18 protein-coding genes are annotated in these 20,470 nt (G+C 64.1%); 9 read left to right on the top strand and 9 right to left on the bottom strand.

Annotation, left to right across the window (positions count from 1 at the left end):
- The first annotated feature begins 1 nt into the window (after position 1).
- Positions 2 to 1,039, top strand: coding sequence for a hypothetical protein (locus tag AB0323_RS06920; RefSeq protein ID WP_366176660.1), 1,038 nt, complete (start codon positions 2 to 4; stop codon positions 1,037 to 1,039).
- Between the two features lie 18 nt (positions 1,040 to 1,057).
- Here AB0323_RS06920 and AB0323_RS06915 read toward each other — a convergent pair whose 3' ends face one another.
- The 6 genes from AB0323_RS06915 to AB0323_RS06890 all read right to left on the bottom strand — a co-directional run bounded on the left by AB0323_RS06915 (position 1,058) and on the right by AB0323_RS06890 (position 7,189).
- Entirely contained in the window at positions 1,058 to 1,792 is a 735-nt protein-coding gene (locus AB0323_RS06915) for a DUF4166 domain-containing protein (RefSeq protein WP_366176659.1), read from the bottom strand.
- 53 nt (positions 1,793 to 1,845) lie between these two features.
- The gene (locus tag AB0323_RS06910; RefSeq protein ID WP_366176658.1) at positions 1,846 to 3,138 is read right to left on the bottom strand and encodes a DUF58 domain-containing protein; all 1,293 of its coding nucleotides are present in this window, start codon (positions 3,136 to 3,138) and stop codon (positions 1,846 to 1,848) included.
- Between the two features lie 40 nt (positions 3,139 to 3,178).
- On the bottom strand, positions 3,179 to 4,222 hold the full coding sequence (locus AB0323_RS06905; protein WP_366176657.1) for a MoxR family ATPase: 1,044 nt from the start codon (positions 4,220 to 4,222) through the stop codon (positions 3,179 to 3,181).
- A gap of 71 nt (positions 4,223 to 4,293) precedes the next feature.
- Positions 4,294 to 5,484 (bottom strand): DUF4350 domain-containing protein, encoded by a 1,191-nt coding sequence (locus AB0323_RS06900; protein WP_366176656.1) that lies wholly within the window; start codon positions 5,482 to 5,484, stop codon positions 4,294 to 4,296.
- Complete coding sequence (locus AB0323_RS06895) at positions 5,481 to 6,167, bottom strand: DUF4129 domain-containing protein (RefSeq protein ID WP_366176655.1); 687 nt, start codon at positions 6,165 to 6,167, stop codon at positions 5,481 to 5,483. The genes AB0323_RS06900 and AB0323_RS06895 overlap by 4 nt, the downstream gene beginning before the upstream one ends.
- Complete coding sequence (locus AB0323_RS06890; protein WP_366176654.1) at positions 6,164 to 7,189, bottom strand: hypothetical protein; 1,026 nt, start codon at positions 7,187 to 7,189, stop codon at positions 6,164 to 6,166. Before AB0323_RS06890 ends, AB0323_RS06895 begins: the two co-directional genes overlap by 4 nt.
- Positions 7,190 to 7,635: 446 nt before the next feature.
- On the opposite strand from AB0323_RS06890, the gene mtrA reads away from it, so the two are divergent.
- From mtrA to secA, 7 genes are all read left to right on the top strand, one after another.
- Entirely contained in the window at positions 7,636 to 8,310 is a 675-nt protein-coding gene (mtrA, locus tag AB0323_RS06885) for an MtrAB system response regulator MtrA (RefSeq protein ID WP_059387541.1), read from the top strand.
- Between the two features lie 100 nt (positions 8,311 to 8,410).
- Positions 8,411 to 10,258 (top strand): MtrAB system histidine kinase MtrB, encoded by a 1,848-nt coding sequence (gene mtrB, locus AB0323_RS06880; protein WP_366176734.1) that lies wholly within the window; start codon positions 8,411 to 8,413, stop codon positions 10,256 to 10,258.
- Positions 10,255 to 11,991 (top strand): LpqB family beta-propeller domain-containing protein, encoded by a 1,737-nt coding sequence (locus AB0323_RS06875; protein ID WP_366176653.1) that lies wholly within the window; start codon positions 10,255 to 10,257, stop codon positions 11,989 to 11,991. Before mtrB ends, AB0323_RS06875 begins: the two co-directional genes overlap by 4 nt.
- A gap of 79 nt (positions 11,992 to 12,070) precedes the next feature.
- Entirely contained in the window at positions 12,071 to 12,982 is a 912-nt protein-coding gene (locus tag AB0323_RS06870; protein ID WP_366176652.1) for a phosphoribosyltransferase family protein, read from the top strand.
- A 125-nt stretch (positions 12,983 to 13,107) separates the two neighbouring features.
- Positions 13,108 to 13,833, top strand: coding sequence for a ribosome-associated translation inhibitor RaiA (gene raiA, locus AB0323_RS06865; protein ID WP_366176651.1), 726 nt, complete (start codon positions 13,108 to 13,110; stop codon positions 13,831 to 13,833).
- Between the two features lie 32 nt (positions 13,834 to 13,865).
- A complete protein-coding gene (locus AB0323_RS06860; RefSeq protein ID WP_366176650.1) occupies positions 13,866 to 15,107 on the top strand; it encodes a crosslink repair DNA glycosylase YcaQ family protein in 1,242 nt (413 codons plus the stop codon).
- Between the two features lie 133 nt (positions 15,108 to 15,240).
- Positions 15,241 to 17,985 (top strand): preprotein translocase subunit SecA, encoded by a 2,745-nt coding sequence (gene secA, locus AB0323_RS06855; RefSeq protein ID WP_366176649.1) that lies wholly within the window; start codon positions 15,241 to 15,243, stop codon positions 17,983 to 17,985.
- 24 nt (positions 17,986 to 18,009) lie between these two features.
- On the opposite strand, the gene AB0323_RS06850 is transcribed toward secA, so the two are convergent.
- Positions 18,010 to 18,525, bottom strand: a complete 516-nt coding sequence (locus tag AB0323_RS06850; protein ID WP_366176648.1) for an Rv3235 family protein — start codon at positions 18,523 to 18,525, stop codon at positions 18,010 to 18,012.
- 61 nt (positions 18,526 to 18,586) lie between these two features.
- Positions 18,587 to 19,333, bottom strand: a complete 747-nt coding sequence (locus tag AB0323_RS06845) for a LysM peptidoglycan-binding domain-containing protein (RefSeq protein ID WP_366176647.1) — start codon at positions 19,331 to 19,333, stop codon at positions 18,587 to 18,589.
- A 202-nt stretch (positions 19,334 to 19,535) separates the two neighbouring features.
- Between AB0323_RS06845 and AB0323_RS06840 the strand changes: the two genes are divergently transcribed.
- Positions 19,536 to 20,108: a hypothetical protein gene (locus AB0323_RS06840; RefSeq protein WP_366176646.1), complete on the top strand. Its 573-nt coding sequence runs from the start codon at positions 19,536 to 19,538 to the stop codon at positions 20,106 to 20,108.
- A 41-nt stretch (positions 20,109 to 20,149) separates the two neighbouring features.
- On the opposite strand, the gene AB0323_RS06835 is transcribed toward AB0323_RS06840, so the two are convergent.
- Positions 20,150 to 20,365, bottom strand: a complete 216-nt coding sequence (locus AB0323_RS06835) for a helix-turn-helix domain-containing protein (protein ID WP_059387549.1) — start codon at positions 20,363 to 20,365, stop codon at positions 20,150 to 20,152.
- Positions 20,366 to 20,470: the final 105 nt, after the last annotated feature.

Genomic DNA, 20,470 nt, shown 5'->3' with positions numbered 1-20,470 from the left:
CGTGGCTGTCGAAACGGCGCAGAACCAGGTCACCGCCACGGCGTTGGGTCCGTGGCCGGGAACGGATCCTGCTGAGGCAGCCCGGATCATCCGCGGCGAGCTGGGCAGCCCGCACTTGCCGTTCCTGGCCGAACTTCCGGACCGCGGCGTCGGCTCAGACGCCCTCGGCAGGACGGCAACCCTCTTGGTCGAGTTGGCCATCGATGTGCAGCCGCACGGTTGGCGCCTGGTCGACCGTCCGGGGAAAGACCTGCGGCGTGCGAAATCCGCCCTCGCTACGGACATCAACGTCCTGGCCGACGTTGCGGGTTTGGAAGAATCCTCCGCCGGGGCGCTGAAGATCCAGTTGCGCGGCCCGCTGAGCCTCGCGGCGGGACTTTACTTGCATAACGGGGAGCGCGCCCTCCTTGACTACGGCGCCCGCAGGGACATTGCGGAGTCCTTGGCCGCCGGCGTCGCCGAGCACGTATCCCAGGTCCGGGCCGCCGTGCCGGGCGCCGCGATAGTGGTCCAGCTCGACGAACCGGACATTTCTTCCGTGTTGGCCGGCACCATTCCCACGGCGAGCGGCTACCGCACCCTGCGCTCCATCCCGGGCGAGGAGGTCACGGCCGCGTGGCGGTTGGTGATCGACGCGCTGCGGGCCGCAGGAGTGGCGGAAACCGTGGTGTCCGTCCCGGAAATCGAAGCCCCGATCCAGCAGATCCTCTCCTCGGGAGCCGATGGCATCGCCCTTCCGCTCAAAGCGCTCACCACACGCCAATGGGAACAGATTGCCACTGCGGTGGAAGCGGGCAAACGCTTGTGGGCCGGCGCCCTGCACGTAGAGAATCCACAGGCAACCCTGCCACGTACCGCCGAGCTTGTGGACACCGTCTGGCGGCCGTGGCGCCAACTCGGCCTGCCGGCGTCGAGCCTCGGGGCTGTGCGTGTCACGCCGTCGGACGGGCTGGCCGGATTCTCGCCGTCGGGGGCTAAAGAGGTTCTGAACCGCTTGACCCAGATTGCGGACGGCCTGAACCAGCTCGCGCTCGGCTAACCTGCCGTCCGGCCCCTTCTAGACGCGGCGTTCCCAGCGGTCCGGCTCGGCATAACGGGGGAGCCCGACGGCGGAAGTGGCGGTCCGCGCAGGCGCGGCACCATCGGTCGCGGGCAGGGACGGCGCCAAACGGTAGTCGAAGGAGCCGGCGTAGACCAGGACCAGTCCAATGTGCGGCTGAAGCACCTTCACCTGGATCCGATGCTTGCCGGCTTCCTCATCCCACCACTGCTCCGCGTAGGCTTTCGCGTCAAGGGAAGCCGGCAAAGCGAGCCTCAGCGGACCCAGGAACAAACGCGAGGCACGCGAGACGCCGCGAAGCCGCCCCTCCGGCGTCACATCCAGGTCCAATGCCGTGGCAAGCCTGCGGTACCGGCCCACATAGTCCATCAAGCGGGTGCCGCCGTCGCTGGTAGTCTCGGCGACAGTGGTGTCGTGGAACAACCGGGTGTGCCCGGGAAAGAAAATTTCACGCCGGGCCGTGAGGCTGGACCGTCCGAACGGATCGAGGTGCGCGTGGTTTTCGATGCGGAACGGGACCTGTTCGCCGTACTCGGGGAAGAAGGCCTGTTCCCCTGCAACCGCGGCAAGGAGGGGGCGGAGCCACTTCTGCCGGCAACCAACCACGTCGAAGACGCCCTCGCCGATTCCGTAGGATCCCGAGCCCGGGGCAAGGGAAAAATAGTCCTGGAGCTCAGGCTGCAACTGGCGGAACTTGCTGCCCAGCGCCAACTCGTAGATGGGTGTGCTCATGTGCTTTCCTCGGATTCCCGGTAGTTGATATCTGGACTCGGCGCGTTGCAAGGCTACAAGCGGCCGGCAGCCTTCAGCCGAATGTAGGCGTCCGCCAAGAGCGGCGGCAGTTCCAACGGCTCGGCGTCGACGACCTCCGCGCCAAGCTGGCGCAACTGGGCGCTGACGGCCTCACGGTCCAGCAGGGCACGTTCGGCGGCCGAGGCACGGAAGACCTGGCTCGCCGTCGTGCGTTCTTCCTTCATTCGCCCCAGCAAGGGGTCCCGGACCGATCCAATCAGCACGACGTGCTGCCGCACGAGTTGCGCCACCAAGGGAATGAGTCCTTCTTCGGGGGCGCCGCTGTCGAGGGAGGTCAACAGGACCACGAGGGAACGGTGCGCGGAAACGGCCCGTACCTGGGCCGGGACCTGGGCCCAGTCCATCTCGATGAGTTCCGCCTCAAGCGGAGCCATGGCCTGGACCAAGGAGCCGAGGAGATTGCCTTTTGCCGCTGAATCGACGCGCCCGCGGACGCGCCTGTCGAAGGCGAAGAAGTCCACGCGGTCTCCGCCTCGCTCAGCCAGCACAGCCAGCAGGAGGGCGGCCTCCATCCCGGTGTCCAGGCGGGGCTCGTCGTCGATTCGGGCTGCCGCCGTGCGCGAGGTGTCGAGCATGATCACGACGCGGCGGTCCCGTTCGGGTCGCCAGGTCCGGACGACGACGGCGGTGCGCCGGGCGGTTGCCCGCCAGTCGATGGAACGCGCGTCGTCGCCCCTGACGTAGTCGCGGAGGGAATCGAATTCCGTGCCGGCCCCGCGGATCTGCACAGCCGCCTTGCCGTCGAGCTCCCGGAGTTTCCGCAGCTTGGACGGCAAATGCCGTTTGGAATGGAACGGCGGCAGGACGCGAAGGCGGCCGGGAAGGGCCACGGTACGTTGCCTGGCAGCCAGGCCAAGCGGGCCGAAGGAACGCAGAGTGACATGCGGTGCCGTCAGGTCGCCGCGCCGTGTCGGCCTCAGCGCTACCGACATTCGCCGCCGCTCACCAGCCGGGATTTCGACGCGCTGGACCGGGGCGACCGTCCCCGCGGAGGGCTGCCAGGCATCACGCACCATTCCGCGGAAGGTCCGCCGGTTGCCGTTTTCCAGCGTCAGAACGGATTCCGTTTCGGCGTGCAGGGTGACAATCCCGGGCTCTTTCCGCTCCAGGGCGATCTTGGCCGGCGACGCGGCCAGCAGGAGGTCGGACACCACCAGGGCCAGCAGCACGGCGGAGGCGAAGAGGACCGTACTCCAGGCGGGAAACAGCAGCAGCGGGGCCAATGCGGCGAAGACCAGAAGCACAAAGCGGCCTGTGATCGCCATTCAGGGCCGCCCGAAGTAGAGAGTCATGAGGCGCGGCCAATCAGCGCGGCACGGGAACAGAAGCCAGGATGCTGCCGAGGACATCATCCACGTGCACACCGTCCATCTGAGCTTCGGGTCGAAGCGCCACACGGTGCCTCAAACACGGCAGGGAGAGTGCTTTGACGTCGTCCGGGGTGACGAAGTTGCGTCCGGACAACCATGCCCAGGCACGCGAGGTGTTCAGCAGAGCTGTGGCGCCACGCGGGGAGACTCCCAGCTGGAACGACGGTGCCGCCCGCGTCGCCCGCACGACGTCCACAATGTAGCCGAGGATTTCGGGGGCCACTGTCACTTCGGCCACCGCGTCGCGGGCATTCTTTAGTTCGGCGGTGCCTGCCACCGGCCTGACTCCCGCAGCCAGCAAATTGCGCGGATCAAAACCCTCCGAGTGCCTGCGGATCACTTCGATCTCTTCGGCACGTCCGGGCAGCGGCATGGAGAGCTTGAGGAGGAAGCGGTCCAGTTGCGCCTCGGGCAGGGGATAGGTGCCCTCGTACTCGACGGGGTTCTGGGTGGCGGCAACAATGAACGGCGACGGCAGGGGCCGGGAGAGTCCGTCCACGGATACCTGGCGCTCCTCCATGGCTTCCAGCAGCGAAGCCTGGGTCTTGGGCGGCGTCCGGTTGATTTCGTCCGCCAGCATGATGTTGGTGAACACCGGTCCTTCACGGAAGGTGAATTCCGAGGAGTGCGTGTCGTAGACGAGCGAGCCAGTGACGTCACCCGGCATAAGGTCCGGAGTGAATTGGACGCGCTTCGTATCCAGGCTCAGCGCCGTGGACAAGGCGCGTACAAGCAGGGTTTTGGCAACGCCCGGAACCCCCTCAAGCAGTACGTGGCCCCCGCAGAGCAGCGCGATAAGCATGCCCGTCACCGTTGCATCCTGTCCGACGACGGCCTTGCCTACTTCGTGACGGACGTCCAGCAAGGCTTTGCGGGCAGGGTCGGACCGGGCAGGTGCCTGCACTGGCTGCCCCTGCGACGCCGGTCCTCCCGGGTAGTCATCGTTGCCGTCGCTGAAGCTGTCAGCTTGATTGCCCACTGCTTGATTGTTCATTGCTTGATTGCTCAGTGGCGGATTGTTCGTTGCTTGATTGCTCAGTGGCGGATTGTTCATGGGGCTGTTGCCTCCTGCTCGAGTTTTTCGATGCTTTGTGCCCATTGGACCAGTTCTGATTCGGTGCGCGGCCGGTGGTCCAGCAGCAGCATCCGCAGCTCCTGTGCCGGCCGGTTGATCTTTCGGGACACGGCATCGAGAACGGCATTTGCGCCGGACTCGGGGCCGAGCCGGAAGTGCTTGGCAAGCCTGGTCAACGTCCCGGCCCGGAGGTTATCGGCTGCCTGGCTGACAGCGCGGGAATCCTGGTAGAGACGGGCTCGGCCTTCGGCGGTCTCTACAGCTTTGACCACCACTGGCAGCGGCTCGAACACGAGCGGACCAAGCCGCCTGCCCCGCCACAGCACAGCGAGCAACGCGAGCACCGCCGACCACAATCCCAGGAAGCCAACCCACGGTGGCGCCAATTCGTTCAGCGTGGGCGGTCCGTCGTCTTTCGGGACGTCCCCGAGGCCCGGGATGTACCAGACGAGATCCGGTGTTGGCCCTAGGGTCCGGAGGGTCAATGCGGCGTTGCCCTCCACTTGCAGGAGATCGTTGCTGATCAGGGCTGTGCTGCCGAGAACCACCAGCCGGCCGTCCGCGCTGGCCGCGTACATTCCGCCGTCGTTGCTGCCAGGCCGGTAGCAGGTCACGGCCGCTCCTGTGTAAAGCAATGCGCCCTTTCCTGAGACACGCCCCGCAGCAAGTGGATCCGCCTGCCCGCACCCCGCTTCCAACGTTGACGTCCCGTTGGGAACCACCCCTGCGTTATGGATCTCGCGGCTCAGCCCGGTCAGGGTTCGGAAGCCGGGCGCCACGACCACCACGCGGGCGGCTGATTGCAGCAAACTGTGCAATTGGGCGGAATCGAGATAGCCATTGCGGTCATACAACAAGACGGTGGCGCGCGGTTTCCCGGCCAGCAGCGAGGTTGTCGTCGCGAGCGAATCGGATTCCGTGACCGTGACTCCGTGCCGCCGAAGGATTTCGGCCGCGGCCATGGCACCATCCGGGGCGGGATTGCGGGCAGAGAGGGGTACCGTCTCCGTGTTCGCGGGCGATTGGGCCACGGTGGCAGAGCCCAGGACCGCGACAATGGCCCCGATGATGATCCAGGCCATATGGCGGCGCAACCAAGCCCGCAACTGCGCCGACCCCCGGAGCGTGGCTTTGCCGGGGCCGGTTGTCTTCGGGCCGGCTGTCATCGCGGCACCGCGAAACCGTTGGCGGACTGCCCGGCGAAATCAGGTTTCATGGCCGATAGCCGGGTGTCCAATGCCAGCACGGCAGCATGGTCGGAAGCGGTAGCGGTTGCCTTCCCGTATTTCACGCCATCGAAAATCCTGGCCGCTTCTTCAAGCCGCGAACCGGCCGCGCCGAACGCGCGCCCCAATTGAGCGGCCGCCTCGTCCGCGGTCCGGCCAGCCTGGACATCAATAACTGCCCGGTCCTCCGCAGAGCGAACCACAGCGCGGAACTGTTCGACGACGGCCGTTTCCCAGTCCTCACGGCTTGCCGCCGCAGATGCCCGGGCGCGGAACGCGTCGGCATCAATTGCCGGCTCACCGTCGAAAACCTCCGCAGACGTCTTCTTCCGGGCGTTGAGCCTCGGCCTGACAACTATCACGGCAACCACAATGAGAACGACGGCCAGGGCACCGATCAGCGGCACGCCGATATTTGCTCCGCCGATGGAATCGCCGTTCAAGGAGCGGAGCCAGTCGACGAACTGATTCCAAATCTCAGCCAGCCAACTGGGTTTGGCCGATGCGTATTGCGGCTTGGACAGTTCCTCGGCCGCCCACCGCTGGGCCTCGCCGCGGTCGGGATCGACGGGAGGCTCGGAGGCGGCGAAAAGAAAGGCGAAGGGCGCCAATGCCGGGATCATCCTCTGGGAGAACCTTGAGCGGTGTTCGGCGGCCATGGTTGCGCGCCGGCTTGCCGTGCCCCGCGCCGCCCCGGAACGCCGTCGGGATCTTCTCCGGTCTCCAGAAGCCGCAGGAGCTCCACGTCCAGTCCGTCACGCCGCATCCTCAGGTCCATGTAGATCAGGGCTGCCACGGAGGTTTGGAAGGCGAAGCCGACCGCACTGACGAGAATCCCCACGACCAGCGAAACCACCGCCAGGACAATCGCCGTCGTCGTCACTTGCGAGGCGCCGGCATGGGGTGCGAACACGGAGTTAATTCCACCGGAAGCCAAGCCCAGGGGAATCTGGATGACCGAACCGATGATCCCCACCATGAAGGCCACAAGCAGCGTGATTCCGAAGATCCGCCACCAATTCCGGCTCGTCAGCGTCCACGAGCGCCGGAGCCCGGCAAAGACGCCGAGCTCTTCTATCGTGATGGCGGCCGGGGCCACCAACAGCTTCGTGTAGATCCAGGCATATACGACGGCGGCGCCGAATCCCAACGGGAGAAGCACTAGCACGCCGAGCGGTCCCAACCCGGTCACGATAAGGACGGCCAGCAAGAACAGGACCAGGAAGAAAAGCAATGATCCAGCAAGGAGGAGGGAGGCAAAGCCTACCAAGGGCCAGAGACGCGAGCGGGCCAGGGACCACATTTGCTTGAACCCCGTGGGCCGGTTCAATGCGGACCTGGCGACGGGGATGGCCATGACGCCCTGAAGGATGGCTGCGAGCACCATGGTGAGCAAGGAGACTCCCATAATCCCGACAGTGGCGCCAAAGACCGGACCAAGATACCGCATCGCCTCGTCTTGGCTAGTGAATCCTCCTACGGGAGGTTGGACCATCCCGAGCATGCCCAGCGCGGCCACTTCGCTCAATGCGCCGGAGATTGCCTGGACAATAAGGGCGGAACCGAACATGGTTTTGGCGTTCCGGCGGATGGTCTGGAAGGCGCCGTCCATGATCTCACCGAAGAAGAGCGGCCGGAGGGGCACGATTCCGGGTTTCGGGGGCGCCACATAGCGGGGTTGGCCATAGGGCGGCGGACCCCCCGCCGGCCAGCGCGGATCGATCGGCGCGCCCCACGATTGCCCCGGATACTGTGGCGCGCCCCACTGTGGCTGCGCGCCCCACTGCGGCTGCGCGCCTGGTTGCGGTGCGCCCCACGGCGGCTGGGCGCCTGGTTGCTGGGCGCCTGGTTGCTGGGCGCCCCGCGGCGGCCGCGGTCCCCCTTCAGCCTGGCTCCCTGAATCGGGCTGTGACACGTTTTCCTCCCCAAAAGATGCGTCCGCAGCAATGCACGGACCCCGAAAGGGGCCGTGCGCACCAGCCTATAGTTCCGCCGTCGCGCCTCATAGCCCATTTGCTTGCGGGCTGCAGCGCGCCATGCCGTGATCGGGCTCAACGGGACAAAGGCTAGGTGATAAGGGAATATGTAACTATGAAGGCACGCATCCTGGTAGTAGACGACGACGAAGCGCTGGCCGAAATGATCGGCATCGTGCTGCGGAACGACGGCTTCGACCCGGTTTTTTGTGCGGACGGCGGGCAAGCGCTGGAGGTCTTCCGTTCCTCCAAACCAGATCTGGTACTGCTTGACCTGATGCTGCCCGGATCGGATGGCATCGAAGTGTGCCGCCAGATCCGCGGGGAGTCGGACGTCCCCATCGTCATGCTGACCGCCAAATCAGATACGTCCGACGTCGTTCGCGGCCTTGAATCCGGTGCTGACGACTACGTGCCCAAGCCTTTCAAGCCGGCCGAACTCGTGGCCCGGGTCCGCGCCCGGCTGCGCCCGGGAGACCAGAAGGCGCCCGAGACCCTGCGGATCGCCGACGTCACCATCGACGTGGCAGGCCACTTGGTGACCCGCGGCGGAGAGCGGATTTCGCTGACGCCCCTGGAATTCGACCTCTTGGTCGCGCTGGCACGCAAGCCCTGGCAGGTCTTTACCCGTGAACTGCTCCTTGAGCAGGTCTGGGGCTACCGCCACGCTGCCGACACCCGGCTGGTCAATGTCCATGTCCAGCGACTGCGGTCCAAGATCGAGCGTGACCCGGAAGCTCCCGAAGTTGTATTGACGGTTCGTGGTGTCGGATATAAAGCAGGCGCCTGAGTCTTCCACCGGCGAACCCGGCACGGACCAAGAGGCCGCGGCCAAGGTCAAACATCCCGTTTCAGGACATCCTGTCCCGGAACACACGGACGCCCGGGCACTGAATCTCCCGTGGATCCTGGAGCGCACCCGCATATGGACGCGCCGCGCCCTGATCCTGGCACTGCGTGTCTCCCGCCTTGTGATGACCGGACTTCGCCATATCCGGCCAGGAATCCGCTATTTGTGGCGAGCGCTGCTGCGACGGTGGCGCCGCTCCCTCGAATTCAGGACCGTCGCGGTGACGATCGTGTTGTCGATGGTGTCATTTGCTGTGGTCGGCGCGTACCTCTCAAACCAAATAGCGAACAACCTGTTCCAGGAACGCTTGAAGCAAGCCGAGTCCGAGAGCCGCTACTACGTCAAGCAAGTCCAGGACACTTTCGACGGTTCCCAGGCCAACGACCAATCAAGCGTCATCACCCTCGTCTACGACACGCTCAAAGCGGTGGAGGGCAACGGCTCGGTCATCCAGCGGCGATACGTCTTCGAAGCGATGCCCGAACAAACCAAGCCGCGCAACCGCTGGGTGGAATCGCGCGCTTCGGATCAGTTGACGGTCCGGGTCATTCCTCCGGCACTTCGCAAGGCGGTGCAGGAATCGGGCAAGGACCAGTACTGGGCTTCCACTGAGTTCCCCGTCGGCAACCAGGACCACCCCGGCATCGCCGTCGGCAACAAGGTCACCTTCAACGGCACGGTCTACGAGCTCTACCTGCTCTATGACCTGGATACCGCCCAACAAACCTTGGACGAAATCCAGAATGTGCTGTGGGCGGGCGGCGCCGCGCTCATCCTGATGATCGGCGGTATCGCCTGGTACGTGACCAGGAACGTCGTGAGTCCGGTGAGCCACGCCGCCGTCGTCTCCGAGAAGCTGGCCGCCGGCCAGTTGCAGGAGCGGATGGTGGTCAAGGGCGAGGACGAGGTGGCCAGGCTGGGCGCCTCCTTCAACCACATGGCCGCGAGCCTGCAGGAACAGATTACGCAGCTGGCCACGTTGTCCCAGATGCAGCAGCGGTTCGTCTCCGACGTGTCCCATGAACTGCGGACACCGCTCACGACCGTTCGAATGGCAGCGGAAGTGTTGTTCGATGCCCGCGATGACTTCGACCCCATCAACAAGCGCTCCGCGGAGCTGCTTTACAACCAGGTGGAGCGTTTCCAGTCGTTGCTCTCGGACCTGCTGGAGATTTCACGCTTCGACGCCGGGGCCGCGGTATTGGACTCCGAGCCGACGGACATCTTCCAGGTCGTTGCGCATGTGATCGACGGCGCGTCGCCCGTTGCCGCGGAGTACGGCTCCGAGGTGCGCCTCACCTCGCGCCACAAGCGCATCATCGTGGAGATGGATGCCCGCAGGATCGACCGCATCCTGCGGAACCTGCTGCTCAACGCCGTCGAACACGGCGAGGGGAAGCCTGTCCACGTCTCCGTTGCGGCCAACCAGGAGGCAGTCGCGATCTCTGTGCGTGACTTCGGCATCGGGATGACCGCGGCGGAAACAGCGCGGGTGTTTGATCGTTTCTGGCGCGCAGATCCCGCACGCGCGCGGACCACGGGCGGCAGCGGACTGGGACTCTCCATCGCCGCGGAGGACACCAAGCTCCACAACGGTTGGTTGCAGGCATGGGGGCGCAAGGGATCCGGTTCCAACTTCCGGTTGACGCTGCCTCTCAAGAAGGGAGGCACCATCGTGAAATCACCGTTGCAGCTGGAACCTGCAGATATCCATTTGCCGGGAGCCGCTCCTGAGCGCCAGATGCTTGTTTTGGATGCGGGCGACCCGCCCCTCGAGCAGGATTCCGCTGTGGACCCGGGGCCGGAGAACGGTCCGGCACTGCCTTCTGTACTGCCTTCGGCGGGAAACGACGACGCCGACACAGCCCAAGGGGGGACCGCACCTTGAGTTCCCGACGCCCGTACCTGTCCCGGCGCCCGTACCTCTTACGGGCCGTGATCGCCGTTCTTGCTGTCCTCATGGTGGTCCTGAGTTCCTGCGCGCAGATCCCGCGGTCCGGTCCGGTGGGAAAGAGCAAGGACCAAAGCGCGGGCAACCCGAACGCCCCGGTCTTCTTCCCCCCGCCGCCACACGCCGGCGCCACCCCCGAGTCCATCATCGAAGACTTCTACGGTGCAGGCAGCGGTTATGAAGGGGACTACGCCGTAGCCCGGCAGTACCTCACGCAAGCGCTGTCGGTCAGCTGGAAGTCCGACAAACGCACGCTCGTTTTCAGGAAGGCGACCGTCGTGAAGACCGGTGTGGAAAACGAGTTCAAGTACCAGTTGGACCTTGCCTACGCGGTCGACGCCGACGGCGTTGCCACGCAGTTCCCGGAAGGAACCACCGAGACAATTCCAGTGACCCTGGAACAGGTCGACGGCGAATGGCGGATCTCGGCGGTCCCGGACGGCACCGCGATCCCGGAAGAGACGTTCAAGGTCATCTACGCGGCCCAGCCGATCTATTTCTACGACCCGACGTTCACGTATGCGGTTCCGGACGTCCGGTGGTTCATCAAGAAGAACACTGTCAAGGCGATGACCAGCGCCCTGCTCGACGGTCCTGCGCCCTACCTCCAAGGTGCGGTCGTCAGTGCTTTTCCTTCGGGCATGAAGCTGGCCCGGGAGTCGGTGCCGGTAGTGTCGGGAGCAGCCCAAGTGGACCTTTCGGCGAAGGAACTCGTGGGTGCTTCGGCAGAGGACCGGCAGAGAATGCAAAACCAACTGACCCTGACCTTCCGTAGCCAGCCGGATGTGGTGAACGTTCAGTTGCGGGCTGACCAGGATCTTGTCCGGGTGGAGGACAACGGCTCGGTCCTGCCGCCGGTGCTTGAGAAGAATGCTCCTGCGCGCCAAATCGCCGTCAACAACGGCGAACTCGTGCGCTACGAAAACAACAGGGTCTCGGCCCTTCCGGACATGCAGTCGGTGGCCGCACTGAACCCGAGCGCTCCCGCCGAGTCGCCGACGTCCCAGGCCGTGGCTTTCCTCAACGGTGCCGGAACCACCCTGTATTCGATGATTCCCGGCCAACCAGCCCGCCAACTGACAACCAGGAGCACCCTGAGCCATCCCTCCTTCAGCCCGCAGGACTGGGTCTGGACGGCAGGTCCGGGAGCCAACGGTGCCGCCGAGGTCGTGGCGTTCAAACCGTCCAACGTTCCTTCAGGCCAGCCCGTCCCCACGGTGACGATTACGCCGGCATGGCTGGCAGGGCGCGTGGTGAGGGACTTGCGGATATCCCGTGAAGGGACGCGCGCACTGGTCATCTCGGAAGCGAACGGCAAGTCATCGGTGCAGGTGACCGGTATTGTCCGCAATTCCGACGGCACCCCCAAGGATCTGACCGCACCCATAACCTTGTTCGCTTCCGCTCCGGTTGATCAAGGGGTTTGGGTTAATTCCACGACAGTCGCGGTGATGAAAGCCTCGTCAACCGAGAACGTGGTTCCCGAACTGTTGTCCCTGACATCGAGCCAGCCGCAGCTGTTGCCGGCATGGCCGAACCTGACGACTATCAGCGCCGGCAACGGACCCGAGCAGATTTTCGGGCAGTCGGCCGCCGGCGTGTTCCAACGAGTGGGCAACGGCTGGGAACTGCAACTCAAGGGCCCGGTTGACCCCTCCTTCCCGGGCTAGGCTTTTCCGTGAAGCGCGGTTTTCCACATAGGGCGTTTCCGGAGTGTCGGCCGTAGGCGGGGAGCCGGATGCTTGGGACATGCGTACTGACAGCCGTTGCCGGGTGCGTGACCCTGACCTCACCGTCGCCAGGGATGACGGCGCGCGCCATCGGGGAGTCCATCCTGCCCGGTTGGCGAGGCTGGCGCAGGGCGTTGGCGAGGCCTTCGTCGAGTTGCTGGCCGTTCTGGCCCCGGTGGAATGTGTGTGTTGTGGTTCCGAGGACGCGGCGCTCTGCGGCGCCTGTGCACGGCAGTTGCGCCGTCTGTGCGCCCATCCATTCCGTGCTGAAGGACAGGCGCCGGCCTTGATCACGGTGGACGGGACCGTGATCCTGCCCGTTGTCGCGGGCGGACACTACCGGGACGAACTGGCCCAGGCCCTCCTTTCTTTCAAGCACCTAGGCCAGGGACGGCTGGCCTCGGTGCTCGCACCTGCACTGGGCAAGGCCATCCGGGCCGCCGTCGGAGATGGGGTAGGCATCTGCCTTGTCCCGGTTCCCAGCAGCAACGCGGCCTACCGGCGCCGCGGATTCAGTCCGGTCCATCTCCTGCTCGGCCGCCTGCAGCGCATGGACGCTCTACCGGGTCTGCACATGAGGGATGCGTTGAAGAAAGCGCCCGGACGGGGAAACGGGCAAAAGGGCCTGGGCCGCGGAGAGCGCGCACGCCGTGTCCGCGGCTCCATGACCGTTCGCCTGTTCCGCAAAGGTTCCTTGGAGGGCAGGGCGTGCGTCATCGTCGACGACGTCCTCACCACGGGTGCCACCCTCGCCGAAGCCGCCCGGGCAGTCTCGGCGGCGGGAGGGCTGGTGTGTGGCGCCGTGGTCCTCGCAGCCACCCGGCCGCCGGCCGGTAGCGAGTCGCCCGCGGACGGTCCGGACACGCAGCCCACACCGACTCAAACAAAAAATAAGTTACGAAAGGATGAATTACCAGTGGCGATGAACTAACGTCGGTTATGGGTACCAAGAACAGATGTACCTGTCGATAGCGGCTCGGAAAGGGGCTCGACTGTCCGTCAGATCAGCCCCGAGAAGCGCCCTTATCGTGTCACCTGAGTTGTTTGGAGGGCACCATGGAGTTCATGATCAGCGGCCGTAATCTGACCGTTTCAGATCGCTTCCGCGAGTATGCCGGCGAGAAGATTTCAAAGATTGAATCGCTTGGGGACAAGGTCCAGAGGGTGGACGCGAAGGTTTCAAAGGAAACCAACCCGCGCCAGACACCGGGCCAGCTCACGGTGGAAGTGACAGTCCTGGGCCGAGGCCCTGTGATCCGGGCCGAAGCAAGCGCCGCTGACAAATTTGCCGCCTTTGATCTCGCCTATAGCAAGCTGCTGGAAAGACTCCGCAGGGCCAAGGACCGCAAGAAGGTCCACCACGGCCGCCACACCCCCAAAGCCGTTCGTGAGGCTACTGCGACGCTTGAGCCGGCCAGCGCGAGCGAACCCATTTACGTAGAGGCCAGCAACCACCAGGAGCCAACGACGCCACCGGCGGAGACCTCGCCCTACGATGTTGACAACGACATTCCGGCCGGTGATTCCCCGGTTCTGATTCGTCGCAAGGTTTTCCCCGCCGCTTCGCTCACCCTTGATGACGCGGTGGACAACATGGAATTGGTGGGCCACAATTTCTACCTGTTCGTTGACAAGGAAACCAACACGCCGTCGGTCGTCTACCGCCGCCGTGGCTGGACATATGGAGTAATCACTCTGGACTCCACATGCGAACCAGGAGATGAACCCGTGGAGGAAAAGATCCACGCTTACCGTTCGAAGGACCAGGCCGCGACAGCCTAGGCCGCATTCGTATTTCCCATGAAAGGACTGGCATGGCCGCTTCGCTGAGCCTGTTGCAGGCACGGCGGATTGCATTGGCAGCCCAAGGACTGGACAAGGAACGGCCCACCGGCCCCGTGACTTCACGGACGGTGGGCCGCACCTTTGCCCGCCTCCAGGTGGTGCAGATCGACTCCGTCAACGTCCTCACACGCAGCCACTACCTTCCTTTCTTCTCACGGCTTGGCAACTACGACCGAAGCATCCTCCATGCGATGGCCGGGCGAAGTCCGCGGCGCATGATGGAATATTGGGCGCACGAGGCGAGCTTCATCCGCCCGGAACACTTCCAGGATCTGTTGCTTTGGCAGAACCGTGCGTGGGTAGGCGCGGCCCACTTGGAACGCGGAATCCGGGAGGACATGGCCAAGCGGATCCTTGACTCGCTCGCAACCGGGCGCCCCATGACTGCCGCTCAGCTGACCGCGCACCTAGGGCACCAGGAAGACCGTCAGCACGATAACTGGGGCTGGAACTGGAACCTGGTCAAAAGGGTTTTGGAGCACTTGTTTGAAGAAGGGCTCGTGACGGCGGCCTCAAGGACAGAGCAGTTCGAGCGCCGGTACACGCTGACATCGCGGGTTCTTCCGCCCGGATCGGCTGCCGTCATCGCTCGCTCGGGAGCGCTCCCGGACGGTGGCTCCGACATGGCGACCGCGGCCATGGACCGGCTGATCGACGCCGCAGCCCAGGCCCATGGGATCGGAACAATCCGCTGCTTCGCCGATTACTTCCGGACCCCCGCGAAGGCCGCTACAGCTTCGGTCGACAGGCTCGTTGCCGCCGGGCGCCTGGAGCCGGTCACGGTGCGTGGCTGGGACCGGGCTGTATACCGGCATGTGGACGCCCGGCTTCCCCGGACCGCCGTGGGCCGCGCGCTGCTCAGCCCCTTTGACTCACTGATCTTTGAGCGTAGAAGGCTTGAGGAGTTGTTCGGCTTCCACTACCGGATCGAAATCTACACACCAGCGCAGAAGCGAAAGTTCGGCTATTACGTGCTGCCGTTCCTCCTCCGGGACGCCGTGGTCGCGCGCGTGGACCTTAAGGCCGACCGTTCGGCCAAGCAGCTTCTGGTGCGCGCCGCCCATGCCGAGCCGGACGCCCCTGCGGACACCGCCGTCGAGCTTTCCGCAGAGCTGCGGCTGATGGCCGAGTGGCTGGGGCTCGACGACGTCGTCGTGTCACCGATGGGCGATCTCTCGCCGGCGCTTGCCTCGGCAGTGGCCCGCGGCTGAGATCCGGAAGTCTCCTGTGGTGGCCTGCGGCCCTCGCGCTCCGCTCTCAGGGAAACGAGGCCGCGCAGCGTTGGTCTCTCCCGTAGACTGAAACCGCCAGAATTCGGCAGCTTGAGACTGGGAGCAACTTTACGTGGCATCACTTATCGAAAAACTTCTCCGCACGGGTGACAAAAAAACCCTGAGGCAACTGCGGACCTATGCCGATTCCATCAACGCCCTCGAAGACTCCTTCAAGACCTTCTCCGACGCCGAGTTGCGCGAGGAGACGGACAGGCTGCGCGCCCGTCACGAGGGCGGCGAGAAGCTGGACGATCTCTTGCCCGAGGCTTTCGCAGCCGTGCGTGAAGCCTCATCCCGCACTCTGGGGATGCGCCACTTCGATGTCCAGCTCATGGGCGGGGCCGCTCTGCACCTCGGCAATATCGCCGAAATGAAGACCGGTGAAGGAAAGACCCTGGTGGCCACCGCTCCGGCCTTCCTCAATGCCCTGACCGGCAAGGGCGTGCACGTCGTTACAGTCAACGACTACCTCGCCGAATACCAGTCCGAACTGATGGGCCGTGTCTACCGCTTCCTTGGCCTCAGCAGCGGTTGCATCCTGTCCAACCAGGATCCCGAAGTGCGCCGCCAGATGTACGCGGCAGACATCACCTATGGCACCAACAACGAATTCGGCTTCGACTACTTGCGCGACAACATGGCGTGGGACAAATCCGAGCTTGTGCAGCGCGGCCACAATTACGCCATCGTCGACGAAGTGGACTCCATCCTCATCGACGAGGCCCGGACCCCGCTCATTATTTCCGGTCCGGCCCAGGGTGACACCAACCGCTGGTACAGCGAATTCGCCAAGGTGGTGCAGCGTCTCCAGCCTGAAATCGACTACGAGGTCGACGAAAAGAAGCGCACTGTCGGTGTTCTCGAAGCCGGCATCGAGAAGGTCGAGGACTACCTCGGCATCCAGAACCTCTACGAATCCGCCAACACCCCGCTCATCGGCTTCCTGAACAACGCCATCAAGGCCAAAGAGCTCTTCAAGCGGGACAAGGATTACGTCATCCTGGACGGCGAAGTCCTCATTGTTGACGAACACACCGGCCGTATCCTGGCCGGACGGCGTTACAACGAAGGAATGCACCAAGCGATCGAGGCCAAGGAAAACGTCGAGATCAAGGCTGAGAACCAGACCCTCGCCACCGTGACCTTGCAGAACTACTTCCGCATGTACTCCAAGCTCTCGGGCATGACAGGTACCGCTGAAACGGAAGCCGCAGAGTTCATGAGCACGTACAAGCTTGGCGTGGTGCCCATTCCCACCAACCGGGACATGCAGCGCATCGACCAGCCGGACCTCGTGTATAAGAACGAAATCGTAAAGTTCGAAGCCGTCGTGAAGGACATCGCTGAACGGCACGAAAAGGGCCAGCCCGTGCTCGTGGGCACCACCAGCGTGGAGAAGAGCGAATATCTCGCCAAGCTGCTGGCCAAGGAAGGCATCCGGCACGAGGTCCTGAACGCGAAGAACCACGCGCGCGAAGCAGCCATTGTCGCGCAGGCGGGACGCAAGGGCGCCGTCACGGTCGCAACCAACATGGCCGGCCGTGGAACTGACATCATGCTGGGCGGCAACGCCGAATTCACGGCCATCGCCGAATTGGCAAAGCGGGGCCTGGACCCTGAAGAAAACTCCGAGGAGTACGAGGCCGCGTGGCCGGAAGCACTCGAAGCAGCCAAGCAGGCGGTCAAGGACGAGCATGAGGAAGTGCTCGAACTTGGCGGGCTGTATGTCCTCGGCACCGAACGCCACGAATCCCGTCGCATCGACAACCAGCTCCGTGGCCGCTCGGGCCGCCAGGGTGACCCGGGGGAGTCCCGCTTCTACCTCTCCCTGACCGATGACCTCATGAGGCTCTTCAACTCCGGCGCCGCCGAGCGCCTTATGAACAGCTCGGTGCCGGATGACGTCGCCCTCGAGTCCAAGCTCGTGTCCCGCGCAATCGCTTCGGCCCAAGGCCAGGTTGAAGGGCGGAACGCTGAGCAGCGCAAGAACGTCCTCAAGTACGACGACGTCCTGAACCGCCAACGTGAAGCCATCTACGGTGACCGTCGCAGGATCCTGGAAGGCGACGATCTGCACGAAAAGGTCCAGTTCTTCCTCGAAGACACCATCAACGCCCTGATCGATGCCGCGACAGCGGACGGAACCGGCGATGATTGGGACTTCCACCAGCTGTGGACCAACCTCAAGACGCTGTACCCGGTAACTGTTACGGCCCAGGACATCATTGACGAAGCCGGCGGCAAGGCCCGCGTGTCCGTTGAATTCCTCAAACGCGAGATCCTTTCGGACGCGCAGCTCGTTTACAAGGAGCGGGAAGAAGCCATTGGCGCCGAGAACATGCGCGAGCTTGAGCGCCGGGTTGTGCTCTCGGTTCTTGGGCGCAAGTGGCAGGAACACCTCTATGAGATGGACTACCTCAAGGAGGGCATCGGCCTGCGTGCCATGGCCCAAAGGGATCCCCTGGTCGAGTACCAGCGTGAAGGATTCACGATGTTCCAGAGCATGATGGAGGCCATCCGCGAGGAGAGCGTTGGCTTCCTCTACAACCTGGAAGTGGAAGTAACGCCCGCTGAAGACGTGGTGGTGGTGGATGGCAGCCCTGAAGGCGGTCACGTGGAACATCACGATCCACAGATCCGCGCGGCCGGGCTCGAAGCCCCGGAAAAGCCTGTTCAGCTGCAGTACACGGCACCTGGTGAAGACGGCGCGAGCCAGACCCGCGTGGAAGGGCGGGCCTCGGGACGCTCAGGCAACCCCGCCAAGGCTGCCGCCGACAACAGGCAGCGCGGATCCAACAAGAAGAAGCGGCGCTGACACTGCGATTGGTGAAATCCGCCGTCAGCCGATTTCGAGGACGGTGACCTTCCACGCACCGTTGCTCCATTCAAGCCTCATGGCTACCGCGCGGGAGCGCAGTTCTTCCGAGACGACCAAGCTTGCCTCGTACACTCCGTCGTTCACCGCGCAGACACGCACGGAGCGGACCATCGGACTTCGGTGAAGGCGGGCCTGCCCGCCCTGGCCATTGGCAGCATGGGCCCGCGTCAGTGCGGCCCGGTGTTGCAGCGCGTTGAGGCATCCGGGGTCCAGTGTCCGTGAGAGCTGTTGGGCGGGCCGGGTCCCGGCAAGGACTTCGATCGCGGCTTGGGCGATGCTGCGGGCCAGTGCGCGGATTTCCCCGTCGAGGCTGAGGATTTGGGCCGCTTTGCGGGGAGGAGACGGCCCCGTGCCTGACGGGCCGTCCATTCCCGCTTTAGCGCGAGGCACAGCCGCGATTGACCGGGAGGCAATAGGTGGCGAAGTCGCCTGGAGGACTGCATTGGGCAAGCTGTGGCCGGCTGGTGATGCGCTCATGGACTTCCTCGGTTACGGATCTGCGGTTGGTGGCGGTTGGTGGCGGTCCGGCTGGGAGGAGCTACCTAGGCGGTGGCTGCAGGATCTGACCCGGGACAAGGAAACCCGGGTCGTCTCCGATGACATGACGGTTTGTGGCGTACCACTTTGGCCAGTGAAGGGCAACGTCGACGTCGCTGGCCATGGGGCCGAGCTGCCGGGCGGCAATCGACCACAGTGAATCGCCTTCCCTCACCACCACTTCGCCCTGATTCGGCGAGGCAGACTGTTCCGCGGCCCGCTGTGGCCGGGCTCCCAGAAGTCCCGGCTCGGCGACAGGTGCGCGGGGTTGCCACCGGGGGTCGATCTCTGATGGGCCGGACTCAAGCGAGGGCACAACGGGGAGATGGGGAGAAGGACCCGAGGCGGGTGTCCATTGGGCGGAGATGCCGCTGGACGGTGCTGAGCCGTTTGCCGGGCTCCACGCTGGTTCAAGCTGTGTCTGAGACGCATTCGCCAGGGGAATTCCCGCCAGATTCAGGCCCAGAATTACAACCGCCAGTCTGCGCATGAAGGCAGGGCTGAGCTTGCCGGTGGCGCTCGCGCAGCGCTCCTTTCCCGATAGCTCGAGGAGCGCGGCGGCGATTGCCAGAAGGAACGTGGCGATCCACCAGACCCCGATCCCCAAACCGGCGGCTGTTGCGACAAATCCCAGGAGGTCTTCAAACGTGGGTGCCTGGAGTCGTCCTGCTGCGGAGTGCCATCGGTCAACGAGGATCAGTCCGGTGACGGCGAGCAAAAGAGCGAGCACCAGAATGGTCGCCGCCATCGCAACATCGTTTCGAATGAGCCTGTTCGTCTGTTCCACGGGTCCCCCTACCCAGTTAATGGTATTTAATTCTATTTGATGACTTTTGATGTTGTTTGATGACGATTGACTAATTTTGGTCACAACAAAGGCCATTTGTCTAGGAGTTGGTTGCCGATGCAGAAAGATTGACCATCGAGGAGTGCCCGTTTACGCTGACGCAATGCGTTGGGATGCCCTGTTTGGTGACATGGAGGCACAACTGGCCTCCGAACGATTGCTGGGACTTGAGTCCGAAATTTCAGAGCGGGCCCGCGTGGAGATGGCCGGAATCGACGTCTCCGACAGGCTGCGTGGAGCAATCGGCCGGAAGATCGACGTGACGCTGCGGTCAGGGACGCAGTTGTCCGGGACGCTTAGTCATGTCGGAAGCGAATCGTTGGTCCTGGACGAAGGTCGCCACCAATGGCTGGTGCCCGTCACGTCGGCATTGAGCTATCAAGGTCTTGGCCGGCAGGCGCAGGCAGGCCAATCGACTGCCTCACAGCGGCTGGGCCTGGCCAGCGCACTCCGAATGCTCGCCCGCGACCGGGCGGAACTGGTTGTTCACCTGCTTGAATCGGCGCGGGAGGAGCGGATGATGCGGGGCGTCATTGATCGCGTGGGCAAGGACCACTTTGATCTCGCTGTCATGTTGCCAGGTGAAGTCCGCCGGTCCGGAAACATCGTGTCTGTCGCGACTATTCCGTTCCGGGCGCTGGCCGCGTTGCGTTCATTGCGCGGCGAAGACTTGTAGCCCGGGCCGGCGTCCCCGCCCGGGTTGGGGCTGGAGGGACATCAGGAGGACTTGGATTTGGCCTCTTGGATTATCCTGCTCGCCTCGGCATAGCGTTCCTCGATGTACTGCTCCAGCATCTTCTCTTCGACGCGCCACTGACCCCTGCCACCGACTTGGATGGCCTTGAGCTCTCCGCTTCGCACCAAGGCGTATGCCTGCGGCGAATTGATCTGAAGCTGTTCGGCGACATCGGCGAGGGTGAGGAATCGGGGCATGCATCCATTTTGCCACTGTTCGACCCCGGTGCCGGAGTTATCCACAGGTTGACGTAATTTGAGGCATTTGGCTTCCGGAAGGGACCCACTTGCGGTCAGAATAAA

Origin of the sequence: Arthrobacter sp. NPDC080031 (genome assembly GCF_040702485.1) — a bacterium.
Classification (GTDB): Bacteria; Actinomycetota; Actinomycetes; order Actinomycetales; family Micrococcaceae; genus Arthrobacter.
Note: the sequence above shows the minus strand (reverse complement) of the source record. Positions and strands in the feature narration are given on the sequence as shown.